The sequence below is a fragment of the Amycolatopsis sp. NPDC049159 genome, assembly GCF_040648295.1.
Classification (GTDB): domain Bacteria; phylum Actinomycetota; class Actinomycetes; order Mycobacteriales; family Pseudonocardiaceae; genus Amycolatopsis; species Amycolatopsis pretoriensis_A.
This window is the reverse complement of record NZ_JBEZDL010000018.1, coordinates 99530-115164: the sequence shown is the minus strand read 5'-3', so window position 1 is coordinate 115164 and position 15635 is coordinate 99530. Positions and strand designations below refer to the sequence as shown.

Genomic DNA, 15635 nt, shown 5'->3' with positions numbered 1-15635 from the left:
CTCCCTAGCTCTGCTGTTGCTGTTGCTGTTGCTGCTGCTGGGACGTGGAGAGCTCCGGCCCCTGCTCGGCGACCAGGCCGTCCACAGTGGACATCGCGCCGAGCGCGGGCTGCTCCAGTTCCCGCTCGGCCGTCGACGCGCGGGACGCCAGCACCCACGTGTCCTTCGAGCCGCCGCCCTGCGAGGAGTTGACGACCAGGCTGCCCTCCGGCAGCGCCACCCGCGTCAAGCCGCCGGGCAGCACGAAGATGTCCTTGCCGTCGTTGACCGCGAACGGCCGCAGGTCGACGTGCCGCGGCGCGAGCCGGTCGTCGACCTTGGCCGGCACGGTCGAGAGCTGGACCACCGGCTGCGCGATCCAGCCGCGCCGGTGCGCGCGGAGCTTGCGCCGCAGCGTGTCCAGCTCCTTCTTCGACGCGTCCGGCCCGAACACGATCCCGTAGCCGCCGGAGCCGTCGACCGGCTTGATCACCAGTTCGTCGAGGTGCGCCACCACGTGGTCGAACTCGTCGGGCAGCCAGCACCGGAACGTGTCCACATTGGGCAGCAGCGGCTTCTCGTTCAGGTAGTACTTCACCATTTCCGGCACGTAGGTGTAGACGAGCTTGTCGTCGCCGACGCCGTTGCCGATGGCGTTCGCGACCACGACGTTGCCCGCGCGCGCCGCGTTCTGGATCCCGGCGACGCCGAGCACCGAGTCCGGCCGGTAGTGCACCGGATCGAGGAACTCGTCGTCGATCCGCCGGTAGACGACGTCGACCTGGCGCTCGCCCTCGGTGGTCCGCAGGTAGACGACGTTGTCGCGGCAGAACATGTCGCGGCCTTCGACCAGTTCCACGCCCATCAGCCGGGCCAGCAGCGAGTGTTCGAAGTACGCCGAGTTGTGCACGCCCGGCGTGAGCACGACGACCATCGGGTCGGCCACGTTCGCCGCGGACGCCGCGCGCAGCGCCCGCAGCAGGTGCGACGCGTAGTCACCGACCGGGCGCACGCGGTGCTGGGCGAAGAGGTCCGGGAAGACCCGGGCCATCGTGCGCCGGTTCTCCATCACGTACGACACCCCGGACGGGTTGCGGAGGTTGTCCTCCAGCACCCGGAACGTGCCCTCCTCGTCGCGCACCAGGTCCACACCGGACACGTGGATGCGCACGCCGTTCGGCGGGGTGATGCCGAACGCCTCCCGGTGGAAGTGCTCGCACGACGTGATCAGCCGCCGCGGCAGGACGCCGTCGCGCAGGATCTGCCGGTCGCCGTAGACGTCGGCGAGGAACGCTTCGAGCGCGCGGACGCGCTGGGCCACGCCGCGTTCGAGCTTCGTCCACTCGGCGGCCTGGAGCACCCGCGGCACCAGGTCCAGCGGGAACGGCCGCTCCTGCCCGGAGAGGGAAAACGTGATGCCCTGGTCGACCATCGCCCGGTCCAGCGCGGCCGAGCGCGAGTTCAGGTCGTGCGCGTCGAGCGCCGCGATCGACTCGTACAACGCGCGGTACGGGCCGCGGACCGTGCCGTCGGCGGCGAACATCTCGTCGTACGCGCCCGCGTGCGGCCGTTCCGGGGAGAGGTAGCCCTCGAACCGGGCTCCCGGCCGGGTGATCCGGCTGGTCGTCGCCTTCCTCGCGCGTCGACCGGACGGGGGCAGCCGGGGCGGGGTGGCGTTCATGAACGACATCCTGACGCACGTGCCCCTTCGTGCGCGACACTCGCGCCGGGGTGGACGCGGTGCGAAACGTCGCTGTAACTCGACAGTGCTGTGCTTTGGTATGGATGAGTGGCAATATGCGTGCTCTCACGAACTGAGAACTACGAGGAGTGACGACGTGGCCCGAGGAACCCAACTCAAGGCGCTCGCCCTGTTGCCTGCGTTCGCCCTGGTCGGCTTGACCGTGGCCTGCGGTGCCGGTGGTAGCGGTGCGGGTGACGTCGCGTCCAGCAGCGCGGCGCCCGGTGCTTCGTCGGGTGACACCGGCGCCGTCGCGAAGGACGACGCGCTCGCCGCGCTGGTGCCCGCCGCCGTGAAGACCGACGGCAAGATCGTGGTCGGCCAGGACCAGAGCTACCCGCCGAACGAGTTCCAGGACGGCGGCAAGGCGACCGGCTTCGACGTCGACCTCGGCACCGCCATCGGCCAGGTGCTCGGGGTGCAGATGGAGTTCCAGAACTCCTCGTTCGACGGCATCATCCCCGGCATCAGCGCCAAGAAGTACGAGATGGGGATGTCGTCGTTCAGCATCAACGCCGACCGGCTGCAGTCGGTCGACATGATCTCCTACTACAGCGCGGGCACCTCGCTGGCCGTCCTGAAGGGCAACCCCGACGGCCTGAAGGTCGACGACCTCTGCGGCAAGAAGATCGCCGTCCAGAAGGGCACCACCCAGGTCGAGGACCTCGACAAGAAGAACGCCGCGTGCACCGGCGGCGGCAAGCCGGCCATCGAGGTCACCCAGCTGCAGGCCCAGACCGACGTCAACCTGGCCCTCACCGCCAAGCGCGTCCAGGGCGAGCTGGCCGACTCCCCGGTCATCGACTACGCGGTCAAGCAGACCAACGGCCTGCTCGAGTCCGTCGGCGCGCCCTACGACACGGCGCCCTACGGCATCGTGCTGCCGAAGGGTAGCGGCGACTACGGCAAGGCCGTGCAGGGCGCGATCCAGAAGCTGATCGACAGCGGCGCGTACAAGAAGATCCTGGACAAGTGGGGCCTGAACGCCACCGGCGCGGTCACCAAGTCGGAGATCAACCCGGCCTCCTGAGTTAAGGACTGAGTTCGTGAGCTCCTCCGAAGCGCCTCCTGCCGAGGCGCCGATCGACGCCGAGCCCATCAAGGCCGTCCCGGTGCGCCACTACGGGCGCTGGGTGGCCGGGGTGGTCATCCTCTTCGTCGCGTTCATCGTGGTCCGCAGCGTGATCACGAACGATGCCCTGCAGTGGCCGGTCGTCGGGGACTACCTCTTCGACGACCGGATCCTGCGCGGCCTGCAGAACACCTTGATCCTCACGGTGATCTCGATGGTCATCGGGATCGTCGGCGGCATCCTGCTGGCCGTCATGCGCCTTTCGCCGAACCCGCTGACGTCGGGCGCGGCGGCCATCTACATCTGGCTGTTCCGCGGGACCCCGCTGATCACGCAGCTGATCATCTGGAACTTCCTGGCCCTGGCCTACCCCCGGCTCGGGCTCGGGGTGCCGTTCGGGCCGGAGTTCGTCAGCTGGGACACCAACCAGCTGATCACGCAGTTCACGGCGTCGCTGCTCGGCCTGGGCCTCAACGAAGCCGCGTACATGGCGGAAATCGTGCGCGGTGGCATCCAGTCGGTCGACGACGGCCAGCTGGAGGCGGCGAGCGCGCTCGGCATGAGCCGGACGAAGACGTTGCGGCGGATCATCCTCCCGCAGGCCATGCGGGTGATCATCCCGCCGACCGGCAACGAGACGATCTCCATGCTGAAGACGACGGCGCTGGTCGTCGTCATCGGCTACTACGAGCTGATGGTCGCGGTGCAGACCATCTACGCGCAGAACTACAAGACCGTGCCCCTGCTGCTCACCGCCGGAGCCTGGTACCTGTTCATGACGTCCGTGCTGACGGTGATCCAGGTCCAGATCGAGAAGCGGTTCGCTCGCGGCACTTCGCGGGGCGAGGCGAACAAGACCAAGTGGGCAGGCCGGATGCTGGGCTTCCGGTTCGGCTCGGGTGGCAGTCGAGGGGTGGCGTAGTGGCTCCGGTCGTTTCCGCGCAGCGGATCTGCAAGAGCTTCGGCAGCGTCGACGTCCTGAAGGGCATCGACCTCGAGGTGCAGGAGCGGGAGGTGCTCTGCCTGATCGGGCCGTCCGGCTCGGGCAAGTCGACCCTCCTGCGCTGCATCAACCACCTCGAGAAGATCGACGCCGGCCGGCTCTACGTCGACGGCGTGCTGGTCGGCTACCGGCAGCGCGGCGACAAGCTGCACGAGCTGCGCGAGAAAGAGGTCGCGTTCCAGCGCAAGGACATCGGCATGGTGTTCCAGCGCTTCAACCTCTTCCCGCACATGACGGCGCTCGAAAACGTCATGGAGGCGCCGATCCAGGTCCGGCGCGAGCCGAAGTCCCAGGTGCGGCAGCGCGCGCTGGAGCTGCTGGACCGCGTCGGCCTCGGCGACAAGGCGAAGAACTACCCGGCGCAGCTGTCCGGCGGGCAGCAGCAGCGCGTCGCCATCGCCCGGGCGCTGGCGATGAAGCCGAAGCTGATGCTGTTCGACGAACCGACGTCCGCGCTGGACCCGGAGCTCGTCGGCGACGTCCTGGGCGTGATGAAGCAGCTCGCCAAGGACGGCATGACCATGGTCGTCGTCACGCACGAGATGCAGTTCGCGCGCGAGGTGGCGGACAAGGTCCTGTTCATGGACGGCGGCGTCGTCGTCGAAGAGGGCCCGCCCGACCAGGTCATCGGGAGCCCGCGCGAGGAGCGGACCAAGTCGTTCCTCGCCCGGGTGCTGAACCCGAACGCCTGACGAAAGCGTGCGGATTCGCTATTTTGAAAGCGGGTGAGCGAGGGGGGCTGGGCGTTTGACGACCGAAAGCGCGCTGCCCCCTCTCGACCCCTTCGCCGGCATCCCCGATCGCCGGTACGAGGTCAAGGCCGAAGACCTGCTGAAACCCGGCAACGCCGGGCTGCTGCGCTGGCGGCGGCAGGCGACGAACGCCCCGACCGTCTACGTCGAGGACGCCTACATCACCGGCACGCTCGACCTGCGTGCCGCGGACCTCAAGTTCCTGTTCCGGTTCGAGCGCTGCCGGTTCGAGCACCCGCCGGACGTGCGCGAGGCGAACCTGCTCGGCCTGGTGTTCCGCAAGTGCTGGCTGCCCGGGCTCAAGGCCCGCAACATGCGCAGCCGCAACGACGTCCGGCTGATCCGCAGCGTCGTGCAGGTCGACGGCGCCGACCGCGAGATCGAGGAGACGACCGTCCAGCGCGGCGACGACCGCGAACGCGGGATGCCGAACGCCGCCGTCAACTTCACCGACGCGGTGATCGAGGGGTCGATGGTGCTCACCCGCACCGTCATCTCGCACCCGCACGGCAAGGCGATCCACGCCGACCGGCTCGTGCTGACCGGCGCGCTGCTGGCCTACCGGATGGTCGCGAACGGCGAAGTCCGGCTCCCCGGCCTGCGGACCGGCGGCAACGTCAACTTCTCCGGCGCCACGCTGAACAACCCGGACGGCTTCGCGCTCAACGGCAACGGCCTGCACATCGGCGGCAGTCTCCTCTGCGAAGTCGACAACTACGGCCCGGCCAGCCAGCGCAAACGCTTCTCCGCGACCGGCATCGTCTACCTGCCGAGCGCGACGGTCGACAGCGACATCGTGCTGCGCGAAGCGAAGCTGACGGTGTCCCAGCACGGGCCGATCGCCGTCGACGCGTGGAAGTCCAACGACCCGTACCTCGACCCGCGGCCCGCGCTGGTCGCCGACCGCCTGCGCGTCGACGGCAACGTCGAGCTCTCGGACGGCCTCCAGGCGCTGGGGACGTTGCGCATGGTCAACGCCCGCATCGGCGGCTCGCTGCGGCTGGCCGGCGCCGAGATCAGGGTCGAGCGCGGCAAGTCGCAGCCGTACTACGATCGCGCGCTGCACCTGGACGGCACCGAGATCGGCGGCGACATCGAGGCGACGAGCCTGCGCGTGCCCGCCGGTCAGCTCCGGCTGGCCGATGTGACGGTCGGCGGCAACTTCCTGGCGTCGAACTCGATGTTCCGCCACCCCGGCCGTGACGTGTTCTCGGCCCGCCGGTCGAAGATCGCGGGCAACTTCCAGCTGACGGACGCCACCATCCACGGCACGCTGCGGCTGCAAGGCGTCGAGGTCGGCGGTTCGATCAACCTGGCGGGCACCCGCCTGACGGAGCCGGGCCTGCGCGCGACCAGCAGTTTTTCCCTGGATGTGCGTACCGGCCGGATCGGCCGCGACTTGACGCTCCGCGACAACAACGGCCGTCCGTTCACCGCCGAGGGCGGCGTCAACCTGGACGGCGCCCAGGTCGCGCGGCGCGTCGACCTGCGGGGTTCGGAGCTGCGGTCGCTGCCCCCGTTCCACGTGGCCCTGGACGCGGGCGACGTCGCGGCGGACGAGTTCACGCTGACCCCGAACCTGCCCCCGGAAGGCCGCATCGTCCTGCGCCGCGCGCACTGCGGAACGCTGACCGACAACGACGAGTTCTGGGCCGCGTCCGACGGCATCGAGCTGGAGGACTTCCGCTACGACGCCCTCGGCCGAGGCATCCCCCTCGACGACGACACGGCCCTCGACCACCGCATCGAGCTCCTGCGAAAAGCGATGCGCGGGTACCGGCCGGGCCCGTACGACCAGCTGGCCCACATGCTCCGCGCGGCGGGCAACGAGGAGCACGCCTCGACGGTGGCGCTGCGCAAACAGCAGTTCCGGTACGAGGCCCTGGCCAGGGGCTTCAAGTTCTTCGGCCCGGGCGTGCGGCTGTGGAGCTGGCTGCAGCGATCGATGGTCGGCTACGGCTACCGCCCGGTCCGCGCCCTCGGCTGGCTGTTCACGCTGCTGGTCCTGGGCAGCCTGTGGTTCGGCCTGGGCACGGACGACTGCATCCACTGGGCGACCTCGGACCCGGCCCACCAGATCATCGCGAACGGCCCGCGGTGCGTGGTGAACCAGCAGGACACGGGCCTGCAGTGGAACCCGGTGATCTACACGGCCGACTTGCTGGTGCCGATCGTGGACTTCGGCAACAAGAGCCGCTGGTACATGCACGGCCCCGACAACTGGGTGGCGGCGGGCTTCACGGCGTCGGGCTGGATCCTGGCGACCACGGTGGCGGCCGGCGTGAGCCGGATGCTGCGCCGGGAGAGCTGAGCCGGTGCTGGTGCCGACGGGCCGCCGTGGCTAGTCGAGGAAGCGGGACCAGAACGGGATGTACCGCGGGCCGTCCGGCGGAGCGGTCGAGATGCCGCCCGTCGCGAACTCGCGGTGCAGGTAATCGCGCAGGTCACTGCCGTAGACGATGATGTCCGTCTGGTACACCGACAGCACCGGGTAACCCACCGTGCCCGCCACGCCGGGCAGGTAGCGGTGGCCGCACACCGGCACCAGCTGCGGCACGTCGGTCAGGCGCCGCCGGGCTTCGCGGACCGCGTCCTCCGGGCCGACCGGGCGGGTGCCCCAGTCGGGGAGCCAGAAGCCGTTGTGTTCGACGTCGTACAGCACGCCGTCGACCGGCCACGCCAAACGTTTGCGCAGCTGCTCCGGGTTGCCGCAGCGCCAGTCGGGCCAGCGGTCGCCGATGGGGACGCCGGCGGACAGGAACGTGCGGTGGTCCGCGGCGAAGCGGAAGCCGAACCGGTGCTCGACGTCGTCGAGTTCGGCTTCGCTCAGCCCCGGGCGCACGGGTTCCCGGAGGTTCTCCTGCAGGTGCCGTGCCTCCTCGGGGGTGAGGGCACCGGCCGGCTGGACTGGGGTCATGGGGCGAGCCTAAGCGGCGGCTCACCGGCACGCGCGTCCTTTTTCGACCCCACCAGAGGCACCCACAAGGGGTGAGTTTGTTCTCTCATCGGCCGGACCGCGGAACAGAGCGTGAGCGCGTGTAGTTCACTCATGCCGTGACTTCCCCACGACCGCAGAGCCGCGTGCGTGCCCCCGAGCTGCGCGGCGACGTCTGGCTGAACACCGGCGGCCGCGCGCTGACCCTCGCCGAGCTGCGCGGGCGCATCGTGCTGCTGGACTTCTGGACCAGTGGCTGCATCAACTGCCTCCACGTGCTCGACGAGCTGCGCCCGCTCGAGGCCGAGTTCGCGGACGTGCTGGTCACGATCGGGGTCCACTCGCCGAAGTTCCTGCACGAGGGCGAGCGCGCGTCGATCGAAGCCGCCGTGCGGCGCTACGACGTGCACCACCCCGTGGTCAACGACCCGAAGATGGAGCTGTGGTCGCAGTACGCGGTCCGCGCGTGGCCGACGCTCGCGGTCGTCGACCCCGAGGGCTACGTCGTGCACGTCGCCGCTGGTGAGGGGCACGAAGAGGCCCTTCGCCGCGTGATCGCCGACCTCGTGGCGAAGCACGAGGCCAAGGGCACGCTCCGCCGCGGCGGCAGCCCGTACGTCCCGGTCGAGGAGCAGCCCGGCGAGCTGCGGTTCCCGAGCAAGGCCGTCGCCACCGCCGAGGGCCGGATCCTCGTCGCGGACACGGGGCACCACTCGATCGTCGAGTTCGCTTCGGACGGCGAGACCGTCATCCGCCGCTTCGGCAGCGGGGCCCGCGGCGGGCAGGACGGCCCGTTCGACGTCGCGACCTTCGCCGAGCCGTCGGGCGTCGCGCTCCTGCCGTACGACGTCGCCGAGCGCGTCGGTTACCACGCCGTCGTCGCCGACACCGCCGGTCACCGGCTGCGCGGCCTCGACCTCATCACCGGCGAGGTGACGACGGTCGCCGGCACCGGCGCCCAGTGGCGCACCGGGCCGGACTCGGGCAAGGGCGCCGACGTCGACCTCACGAGTCCGTGGGACGTCGCCTGGTGGGGGCCGGCGGGCGGGGTCGTCGTCGCGATGGCGGGCAACCACACGCTGGGCGTGTTCGACCCGGTGTCGGGCACGATCCGCCGCTTCGCCGGGACGACCGTCGAAGGCCTTCGAGACGGCGACGTCGGCGAAGCGTTCTTCGCGCAGACGTCCGGCCTGGCCGTGGAGGGCGACAAGCTGTGGCTCGTCGACGCGGAGACGTCGGCGCTGCGCTGGATCGAGCCGGACGGCGAGTCCTTCACCGTCCACACGGCCATCGGCGTCGACCTCTTTTCCTTCGGCCACACCGACGGCCCGGCCGACCAGGCGCTGCTGCAGCACCCGCTGGGCCTCGCCGTGCTGGCCGGCGACAAGATCGCGATCGCCGACACCTACAACGGCGCCGTCCGCTCCTTCGACGTCTTCACCCGCGAGGTGACGACGATCGCGACCGGCCTCGCCGAGCCGCAGGGGCTGCTGGTGCACGAGGGTGAGCTGCTGGTCGTCGAGTCCGCGGGCCACCGCGTCGGCCCGCTGCCGGCGAGCGAGGCGACGGTCGTCACCGGCGACGCGCACGCCGTGCGCCGCCCGCCGACGGTGCTCGCGCCGGGCGAGATCGACTTTTCGGTGGTGTTCACGGCCCCGCCCGGCGAGAAGCTGGACGACCGCTTCGGCCCGTCGACGCGCCTGGAGGTCAGCGCGTCGCCGCCCGAGCTGCTGGCCGACGGCACCGGCACCGGCACGAACCTGACCCGCAAGATCCGCCTGGCCGACGGCGTCACCGAGGGCGTTCTGCAGGTCGTGGCCCAGGCCGCGAGCTGCGACGACGGCGGCGAGCACCCGGCGTGCCGGATCACGCGGCAGGACTGGGGCGTCCCGGTCCGGCTCGAGCCGGGCGGCGCGCGGGAACTGAGCCTGGTCATGGCCGGTGCACCGCGGACCGACGGGTAACATGCACGCCGTGTCTGACGGGGCGAAACTCGAGATCCAGATGCTGCACGACCGCGTCCTCGTGCGGCTGTCCCCGGAGGAAGGCGAGCGCCGCAGCAGCGGCGGCATCGTGATCCCCGCGACGGCGCAGGTCGCACGCCGGCTCGCGTGGGGTGATGTACTGGGCGTGGGCAACAGTGTGCGCAACGTGAAGACGGGCGACCGCGTGCTCTTCAACCCGGAGGACCAGCTCGAGGTCGAAATCCAGGGCGAAGGGCACCTGGTGATGCGCGAACGCGACATCCACGCGGTGGCGACGGAGCGAACCGAGCAGGGTACGGGGCTCTACCTGTAGGCGAGATCGGTAGGCGAGTCGGGTCCCGCGGAGGGCGAGGGCGTGGCAGACGAAGAGGTGACCGAGCGCGCGGAAACGCCCGCCGCGGAGCGCGGGACGCCGCCTGCCGAGCCGGAGTCGGTGCCGGACGAGGTCGCCGAGCCAGGACCGGCCGCGCTGGAGCCGAAGCCGCTCGAAACCGCCGCGCCGGCTGAGCACGAAACCGCGCCGGCCGTCGCGGAGCCTGAACCCGCGGCCGCCGCGGCCGGGTCCGGGCGCGACGATGCCGCCGTCACCACCGATCTCTTCGCCGATGACCTGCTCGGCGAGCTGCTCGAAACCCCCGTCCTCGCGCCGCCGCCCGAGACGCCCGCGCGGAAGCTGCGCAAGGGGGTCGCGCGGGCCATGATGGCCGTCGGGCTCGCGCTCGGGTTGTTCGTCATCCTCTACGCGATCGACCTGGTCGTCAGCGCCGGTGACGTTCCGCGCGGGGTGACCGTCGCCGGGATCGAGGTCGGGGGCTTGAGCCACGCCGACGCCGAAGCCAAGCTGCGCAGGGAACTCGAGCCGCGGCTGATCCGGCCCGTCGTCGTGCACGGGGGCGACGTCCAGGCCGAACTCGTGCCGTCGCGGTCGGGGCTCGGGCTCGACTGGCCGAACACCCTCGGGCTCGCCGGGCACCAGCCGCTCAGCCCGATCACGCGGATCATGTCCTTCTTCAGCAGCCGCGAGGTCGGCGTCGCCACGCGCACCGACGAACGGCAGATCACCGACGCCGTCCGGCAGCTCGCCCAGGGCAAGCTCGACCACCTGGCCACCGAAGGGGCGGTCGGGTTCCTGGCGATCCCGGGCAGCGACGGCGGCGTCAACCCCTACCCCGTCCTGCCGCGGCAGGGGCAGCAGCTGCTCGACCTGGCCGGCGCCGTGCACACCGTCACCGACCACTGGCTCGACCCCGGCGGGGTCCGGCTCGCCATGGCCATCACGCCGGTCAAGGCGACCGCGGCCGGGGTGATGGCGGCCTACCAGCAGATCGTCGTGCCCGCCGTCGCGAAGCCCGTCGTCGTGCACGGCCAGGGCAAGGACGTGCCGCTCAAGCCCGACGCCATCGCGGCGTCCTTCCAGTTCGCCGCGGTCGAGGGCGGCGCCGTCGAGGTGCGCATCGACCAGGGCAAGCTGCAGGGCGCGCTCAAGGACCCCCTGGCGAGCACCGAGACCGACGGCAAGGACGCGCAGATCGTCTTCACCGGCGACCAGCCCGCCGTCGAACCCTCCGAGGACACCCGGAAGATCAACTGGGAGAAGACCTTCCTGCCGCTCATCGACGTGCTCAAGAAGACCGGCGGGCGGGACCTCCCGGTCGTCTACAGCGGGTCGAAGCCCGGCGTGACCACCGACGCCGCCAGCGCGCTCGGCATCAAGGAGGTCATCGGCGAGTTCACCACCGGCGGCCTCGCCGGCCCGGCCGCGACGAACAACCGGACGCTCGCCGATCGCGTCTCCGGCACCATCGTCAAGCCCGGTGAGACGTTCAGCCTCGGCGGCCGCTCCGGTCCGCGCACCGCGGACGCCGGCTACGTGCCCGCGCCGGTCAACGAGGACGGCACCGGCGCCACCGTCGTCGGCGGTGGAGTCTCGCAGCTGGCGTCCACTTTGTACAACGCGGGCTACCTCGCCGGCCTGACCGACGCCGGGCACCTCGAGCACGACCAGTACCTCGACCGCTACCCCGCCGGCCGCGACGCCAAGGCCGTCAACGCCGACGGCAGCGCCGTCGAGCTCAAGCTGACCAACGACGCGCCCACCGGCATCGCCATCCAGGCCGTCGTTTCCGGCGACTCGGTGACCGTCCGGATCTGGGGCACCCGGCACTACCGCGTCGAAGGCCAGACCGGCGCCCAGACGCCCGGCGCGCCGCCACCCGTCCAGTTCGGCGCCGGCGGGACGGCGCCGTGCCAGCCGTCGATCGGCACGCCCGGCTTCAGCGTCACCGACACGCGCGTGCTCTACGACGCCGCCAGCGGAGCCGAAGTCCGCCGGACGTCGCACACGGCGACCTACGGTCCGCGCCCGACCATCCTCTGTTGAGTTGTCAGCGAAGGACCATGCACCCCGCCTCCTCGAAGTCGCGCAGCCAGGCCGGCTCCCGGAAGTGCTTGTTCCACCGCAGATCCAGCTTGTCCAATTTGGACAGCTGAGTCATCGACGCGGGCAACGTCGTCAGCGCGTTCTCCCGCAGGTCGAGCTGGCGCAGCTCGCCCAGCGAGCCGATCGACGACGGCAGCGACGTCAACCGGTTGCCCCGCAGGTGCAGCTCCCGCAACGCGCCGAGCGCGCCGATCGACTCCGGCAACGCCGTCAACTCGTTGCGGTAGAGCCGGAGTTCGCGCAGGGACGTGAACCCCGAGAGGTCGGCGGGCAGCGACGTGAGCCGGTTGTCCGTGCACCCCAGGTACCGCAAGCGGCCCAGGCAGCACCACGCCGCGGGGAACGCCGTGAGCCGGTTGTCGCTGACGTACAGGTATTCGGTGAGCCCGGCCAGCTCACCCAGTTCGTCCGGCAACGCGTCGAACCGGTTGTGCGCCAGATCGAGCGTGTGCACCGACTTCAACGCCGAAATCCCCGGTGGCAGCGAGGAAATCCGGTTCGCCGCCAGGTTGAGCACCGTCAGCCCGGTCTGCGACCACAGCGACGCGGGCACCTCCGTGAGCGCGTTCCGGTACAGGTCGAGCCGGGTCAACCCCGGCGGCAGCGAAGGCACCGAAGTCAGCTCCTGGCCGCTCAGATCGAGTGCCGTCACGACGACCGCCTGGTCGACGGCAACAGCGCCCACGTCGCCGCGTCGTCCGGAGTGGACACCTGGATCCGCAGCCCCGGCGCCTCGGACACCGCCAGCTCGGTCAGCCGCAGGTTCAGCCGCCCGGCCCGCGGGTGGTCCATCCGCCGCAGCCGCGCCCGCGGCTCGGCCACCTCGTGGCGCGCCCACAGCTCGACGAACTCCGGGCTCAGCGCCGAAAGCCGGCGGATGTCCTCCTCCCAGGACGGATCGCCGACGTGCCTGCCGTACTCGGCGCGCATCCGCGCGACCATGTGCGGCACCTCCTCGTCGTAGTTCAGCAGGAACCGCCGCGCGTTGGGCTCGGTCACGCAGCACCACAGCAGGTTCTTGTGCAGGCACGGCATGCTGTGCCACTCCCAGAACATCTCCTCCTGCGCGGCGTTCGACTCCAGGACGTCGAACCGGCCGTTGACCACCGTGGCGGGCAACGGATCCAGCGCGCGCAGCACCTCGCGCACCGCCTCCGGCACCACCTCGGCCGGCGTCGGGAGCCGCGCCGGGGTCAGCTCCGCCAGCCGGTACAGGTGCTCCCGCTCGGGGTGGTCCATCCGCAGGGTGCGCGCCACCGCGTCGAGCACCTGCGAGCTCGCGTTGATCGGCCGCCCCTGTTCGAGCCACGTGTACCAGGTGACGCCGACACCGGCGAGCAGCGCCACCTCCTCGCGGCGCAACCCGCTGAGCCGGCGGCGCGGGCCGGGCGCGAGGCCGACCTCCGCCGGGCCGATCCGCGCCCGGCACGCCTTGAGGAACTGACCGAGTTCCTCTCGGCGGTTCGCGTGGACCTGTGTCCGGGTCATGCGGACATGGTGCCCGAGGGGTACGACAGTTTTGGCCGGCTCAGCCGCGAAGCAGGTACTCCCAGCACCAGCACCACCAGGCTCTCTCCGAGGTCAGCCCGGGAAAAGCAGGCTCGGAGCCATGACTCTGACCACCCCTGCCCCGGCCGTGGACCGGGAAGCCCGGCCCGACCGGCGGCCGTGGTTCATGCTGGCCGTCCTGCTGCTCGGCCAGTTCATGGCGCTGCTCGACGTCACCGTCGTGAACGTCGCCATGACCGACATCCGCACCGACCTCGGCGCGTCCGGCGCCGCCCTGCAGCTCGTCGTTTCCGGCTACACCGTGGGCTACGCGATGCTGCTGATCACCGGCGCCCGGCTCGGCGAGCTGTTCGGCAGGCGCCGCCTCTTCGTCACCGGCACGATCGCCTTCACGGTCTGCTCCGCGCTCTGCGGCCTGGCGCCGGGCGAAGCGGTCCTCATCGTCGCGCGGATCGCGCAGGGCGCCGGCGCCGCGCTGATGATGCCGCAGGTCATCAGCCTCATCCAGGCGCGGTTCACCGGCGCCGCTCGCGCCAAGGCGCTCAGCGCGTACACCGCGGTCATCTCGGTCGCCTTCGTGGCCGGTCAGGTGCTCGGCGGCGTCCTCGTCGGCGCGGACCTGTTCGGTGCGGGCTGGCGGCCGATCTTCCTGGTGAACGTCCCGATCGGCGTGGTCGTGGCCGTGTTCGCGGTCAAGCTGGTGCCCGGCGGCGGTGCGAAGACGGGACGGCGGCTCGACCTCGCCGGCCTCGCGATCGCCGTACCCGCCGTGGTGCTCGTCGTGCTGCCGCTGGTGCTCGGGCACGAAACCGGCCGGCCCGCCTGGACGTACGCCTCGATCGCCGCGGGTCTCCTGCTGGCCGTGCTGTTCGTGGTCGTGGAACGCCGGGTGCGCGACCCGCTCGTCGACCTCGCCGTGCTCAAGATCCGCGGCGTCGCGCCGGGTCTGGCCACGCTCGCGGCGGGCGTCGCCTCCTACGGCGGGTTCCTCTTCTGCGTGTCGCTGCACCTGCAGTCGGGCCTCGGCAAGACGGCGATGGCCGCCGGCCTGGCGATGGCGCCCGGCGGGATCGTCTTCGGCCTCTGCGGGTTCTTCTGGAACCGGCTGCCCCAGCGCGTGCACGCCTGGCTGACCCCGTGCGGTTACGGGGGATCCGCCATCGCGTACGCGCTGCTCGCGGTGGGCCGGGACGGCGGGACGCTGTTCTTCGCGGCCCTGCTGCTGTTCGGCCTGTCGATGGGGCCCGCGTTCGGCTCCCTGATGGTGAACGCGCTGACGCACGTCCCGCTCGAGCGCGCGGCGGACGTCAGCGGCCTGCTGACCACCACGCTGCAGCTGGGCCAGGTCGTCGGCGTGGCGACGTTCGGCAGCGTGTTCCTGACGCTGGCCGCGACGTCGTCCGCGACCGCCCTCACCACGGCGATGACCTGCGCCGCCGTGCTGCTGCTCGGCGGCGCAGGTCTGGCGCTCAGGCGGTAGTGCGGCTGCCGCCCTTGACCTTGGCGTAGATCGCCGAAGCCGCGATGACGCCGACGACGGCGGCCACGATCTGGAAGATGTGCCGGATCCAGTCGATGCCGGACGTGTCCCGCACGCCGAACACCCCGGCCAGCCAGTTGCCGATGAACGCGGCCACGATGCCGACGACGATGGTCAGCCAGATCGGGATCTTCTGGTCGCCCGGCGCGAACAAGCGCCCGAGCACGCCCAGGATCAGGCCCACGATGATGGTCGAGATGATGCCCCAAAGTCCGCCGAGCACAGGTGCCTCCTCGGGTAGTGCGTTGAGCGCCACCGTCGCACCGATCCGGGCGGAGCGCCCGCGCAGACCCCCGATGGAGTGAGCGCAAAAAGATCCGGCCCGGTTCGCCCCCGACGGCGAACCGGGCCGGATCGGCCTGGGAAGGGGTTACCTGGTCACGCCTCGGCGTCCGTACGCGCCGGCGGCGATGCTCACCCCGATGGCGGCGAGGACGACCTGGGTCAGGATCTCCAGCCAGTCGATGCCGTTGGTGTCGGCGTACCCGAGACCGCGCGCGATGGCCGTGCCGATGAAGGCGGCGATGATACCGATCACGATGGTCAGCCAGATCGGGATGCTCTGCTTGCCGGGTGCGACCAGACGGCCCAGAACGCCGATGATCAGCCCGACGATGATGGCGCTGACGATGCCCGCGACAGTCATCACTTTCTCCTCTCAAGGATCCGCGGACCCGGC

14 protein-coding genes are annotated in these 15635 nt (G+C 70.9%); 8 read left to right on the top strand and 6 right to left on the bottom strand.

Annotated elements, in window-relative coordinates; all coding sequences use genetic code 11:
- Positions 1-4: 4 nt before the first annotated feature.
- Positions 5-1669: a circularly permuted type 2 ATP-grasp protein gene (locus tag AB0B33_RS30680; protein ID WP_360777923.1), complete on the bottom strand. Its 1665-nt coding sequence runs from the start codon at positions 1667-1669 to the stop codon at positions 5-7.
- Positions 1670-1817: 148 nt separating this feature from the next.
- Between AB0B33_RS30680 and AB0B33_RS30675 the strand changes: the two genes are divergently transcribed.
- Genes AB0B33_RS30675 through AB0B33_RS30660 form a run of 4 tightly spaced genes read left to right on the top strand, consistent with a single transcriptional unit; the run spans position 1818 to position 6858 of the window.
- Positions 1818-2750, top strand: coding sequence for an ABC transporter substrate-binding protein (locus AB0B33_RS30675; protein ID WP_360777921.1), 933 nt, complete (start codon positions 1818-1820; stop codon positions 2748-2750).
- A gap of 16 nt (positions 2751-2766) precedes the next feature.
- Positions 2767-3714 carry an amino acid ABC transporter permease gene (locus AB0B33_RS30670; protein ID WP_360777919.1) on the top strand — a complete coding sequence of 316 codons (948 nt, stop codon included), beginning with the start codon at positions 2767-2769 and terminating at the stop codon, positions 3712-3714.
- Positions 3714-4487 (top strand): amino acid ABC transporter ATP-binding protein, encoded by a 774-nt coding sequence (locus tag AB0B33_RS30665; protein WP_360777917.1) that lies wholly within the window; start codon positions 3714-3716, stop codon positions 4485-4487. Before AB0B33_RS30670 ends, AB0B33_RS30665 begins: the two co-directional genes overlap by 1 nt.
- A 55-nt stretch (positions 4488-4542) precedes the next feature.
- On the top strand, positions 4543-6858 hold the full coding sequence (locus tag AB0B33_RS30660; RefSeq protein ID WP_360777915.1) for an oxidoreductase: 2316 nt from the start codon (positions 4543-4545) through the stop codon (positions 6856-6858).
- A 30-nt stretch (positions 6859-6888) separates the two neighbouring features.
- On the opposite strand, the gene AB0B33_RS30655 is transcribed toward AB0B33_RS30660, so the two are convergent.
- Complete coding sequence (locus AB0B33_RS30655) at positions 6889-7464, bottom strand: hypothetical protein (RefSeq protein WP_360777912.1); 576 nt, start codon at positions 7462-7464, stop codon at positions 6889-6891.
- A 164-nt stretch (positions 7465-7628) separates the two neighbouring features.
- Here AB0B33_RS30655 and AB0B33_RS30650 point away from each other — a divergent pair, with 164 nt between their 5' ends.
- From AB0B33_RS30650 to AB0B33_RS30640, 3 genes are read left to right on the top strand one after another with little or no spacing between them, the layout of a single operon-like run.
- Positions 7629-9446, top strand: coding sequence for an NHL domain-containing thioredoxin family protein (locus tag AB0B33_RS30650; protein ID WP_360778124.1), 1818 nt, complete (start codon positions 7629-7631; stop codon positions 9444-9446).
- 1 nt (position 9447) lies between these two features.
- Positions 9448-9780 carry a co-chaperone GroES gene (locus AB0B33_RS30645; RefSeq protein ID WP_247016577.1) on the top strand — a complete coding sequence of 111 codons (333 nt, stop codon included), beginning with the start codon at positions 9448-9450 and terminating at the stop codon, positions 9778-9780.
- 42 nt (positions 9781-9822) lie between these two features.
- Positions 9823-11847 (top strand): VanW family protein, encoded by a 2025-nt coding sequence (locus tag AB0B33_RS30640; protein WP_360777910.1) that lies wholly within the window; start codon positions 9823-9825, stop codon positions 11845-11847.
- A 4-nt stretch (positions 11848-11851) separates the two neighbouring features.
- On the opposite strand, the gene AB0B33_RS30635 is transcribed toward AB0B33_RS30640, so the two are convergent.
- Both AB0B33_RS30635 and AB0B33_RS30630 read right to left on the bottom strand, forming a co-directional pair.
- Positions 11852-12559: a leucine-rich repeat domain-containing protein gene (locus AB0B33_RS30635; RefSeq protein ID WP_360777908.1), complete on the bottom strand. Its 708-nt coding sequence runs from the start codon at positions 12557-12559 to the stop codon at positions 11852-11854.
- A complete protein-coding gene (locus AB0B33_RS30630) occupies positions 12556-13395 on the bottom strand; it encodes a helix-turn-helix transcriptional regulator (protein WP_360777906.1) in 840 nt (279 codons plus the stop codon). The genes AB0B33_RS30635 and AB0B33_RS30630 overlap by 4 nt, the downstream gene beginning before the upstream one ends.
- 121 nt (positions 13396-13516) lie before the next feature.
- On the opposite strand from AB0B33_RS30630, the gene AB0B33_RS30625 reads away from it, so the two are divergent.
- Positions 13517-14896, top strand: a complete 1380-nt coding sequence (locus AB0B33_RS30625) for an MFS transporter (RefSeq protein WP_360777904.1) — start codon at positions 13517-13519, stop codon at positions 14894-14896.
- Here the strand turns inward: AB0B33_RS30625 and AB0B33_RS30620 are convergent.
- Positions 14886-15179 carry a GlsB/YeaQ/YmgE family stress response membrane protein gene (locus AB0B33_RS30620; protein ID WP_247016587.1) on the bottom strand — a complete coding sequence of 98 codons (294 nt, stop codon included), beginning with the start codon at positions 15177-15179 and terminating at the stop codon, positions 14886-14888. The two genes, AB0B33_RS30625 and AB0B33_RS30620, sit on opposite strands and share 11 nt — an antisense overlap.
- Positions 15180-15326: 147 nt before the next feature.
- Complete coding sequence (locus tag AB0B33_RS30615) at positions 15327-15602, bottom strand: GlsB/YeaQ/YmgE family stress response membrane protein (protein ID WP_360777902.1); 276 nt, start codon at positions 15600-15602, stop codon at positions 15327-15329.
- Positions 15603-15635: the final 33 nt, after the last annotated feature.

Excerpts from the sequence above, each read along its gene's own strand:
- AB0B33_RS30680 (WP_360777923.1), bottom strand. The coding sequence starts at position 1,669 with ATGTCGTTCATGAACGCCACCCCGCCCCGGCTGCCCCCGTCCGGTCGA.
- AB0B33_RS30655 (WP_360777912.1), bottom strand. The coding sequence starts at position 7,464 with ATGACCCCAGTCCAGCCGGCCGGTGCCCTCACCCCCGAGGAGGCACGG.
- AB0B33_RS30645 (WP_247016577.1), top strand. The coding sequence starts at position 9,448 with ATGCACGCCGTGTCTGACGGGGCGAAACTCGAGATCCAGATGCTGCAC.
- AB0B33_RS30630 (WP_360777906.1), bottom strand. The coding sequence starts at position 13,395 with ATGACCCGGACACAGGTCCACGCGAACCGCCGAGAGGAACTCGGTCAG.
- AB0B33_RS30625 (WP_360777904.1), top strand. The coding sequence starts at position 13,517 with ATGACTCTGACCACCCCTGCCCCGGCCGTGGACCGGGAAGCCCGGCCC.
- AB0B33_RS30615 (WP_360777902.1), bottom strand. The coding sequence starts at position 15,602 with ATGACTGTCGCGGGCATCGTCAGCGCCATCATCGTCGGGCTGATCATC.